The organism is Salinihabitans flavidus, from assembly GCF_900110425.1.
GTDB lineage: Bacteria > Pseudomonadota > Alphaproteobacteria > Rhodobacterales > Rhodobacteraceae > Salinihabitans > Salinihabitans flavidus.
On sequence record NZ_FODS01000078.1, the window covers coordinates 1 to 1,240 of the forward strand.

General features: G+C 68.2%; 2 protein-coding genes. Both read left to right on the forward strand.

From position 1 onward, the window contains the following. The coding region (locus tag BMW66_RS19860; protein ID WP_245729578.1) for a hypothetical protein at positions 1-675 on the forward strand (675 nt) is incomplete at its 5' end. Further along, positions 675-1,240 (forward strand): phage terminase large subunit family protein (locus BMW66_RS19865; protein ID WP_175483347.1); only part of this gene is annotated, 566 nt, incomplete at its 3' end. The genes BMW66_RS19860 and BMW66_RS19865, both read left to right, overlap by 1 nt.

Here is a 1,240-nt window from a genome sequence, read left to right on the forward strand (position 1 = left end):
AAAGGATCGGACGTCCGCGCGGCAAGCGCGCGGCGCGCAGCACTCATGACGCAACTGAACACGACGCAACTGGCCGAACGACTGGGAAAGACCAAAGCGCGGATCAGCCAGTATGTGTCCGAGGGCAAGCTCGACGGGTGTTTTACCGGGACCGGCCGGGCACGGCGGTTCGATCTGGAAAAGAGCGTGAAGGCGCTTGGGGTGCGGCTCGACCCCGGTCAGCTGATGGGCAATGGCGCGGGCACGCGGGCGGCGCTCAAGTCGCTGGCCGCAGAGGGGGGCGAGCAGGGCGATGATGCGCCGAGGCCCGGGGGCGCCACCGAGCTGCCGTCGGGCGATCAGGCCCGCTATGAGCTGGCCCGAACGCAGAAGGCCGAAGAAGAGCTGCGCCGACTGCGGCGCCAGAACCACGAGGCGGACGGCACCTTCGTGCTGGCCTCGCAGGTGACCTCGGAGGTGCGCCGGCAGATGGCGCTGGAGATTTCCGGGTTCGAGTCCTCGGTGCTGCGCGACGGGGCACGGCGGATCGCCGATGAGATGGGCGTCGATTTCAAACAGGTGCGGGCGATCCTGATGGCAGCCTGGCGCGAGTATCGCGGCGGGCGCACGGCTGAGAAAGCCGGGGAGGCGGAAAACGCTGTGCGCAGCGACGAAGAGCGGGAGGCCGATATCTGATGGGATGCCTTGCTCCGGTCGAGGGGGTGGTGGCCAATGCCATCGCCGCTGCCCTGGCGCCGCCGGCGCCCCCCGACATCACGCGCTGGTGCGAGCGCAATATCGTCTTCGACGCTCGCTCGCCGATGCCGGGCCCGTTCAATATCTCACGCTTCGCCTTCCTGCGCGAGATCCACGAGGTGCTCTCGCCGGAGCATCCCTGCCGCGAGGTGACCATCCGCGGCTCGGCGCAATGGGGCAAGACGGTCTCGATCATCCAGCCGACGCTGGGCGAATGGCATCGCTATACGGCGCTCGATTCGCTGGTGGTGCATCCGACGCAATCGGCGGCCTCGGAATGGGTGAACAACAAGTGGATGCCGATGCGGCGCCAGGCGCCGGACCTGCGCGCGGTCTTCGGCGTCGGGCGGCAGGGCGAGAACAGGGACGCCACCTTCAACCAGGAGACTCTGGACCGGGATGGCTCGCTCAAGGTCGCCTCGGCGGGATCGCCGGCCGATCTGACCGGCACCAGCCGGCGGCTCGTGATCCTCGACGATCTGTCGAAGTTCGAGGCGACGGACAA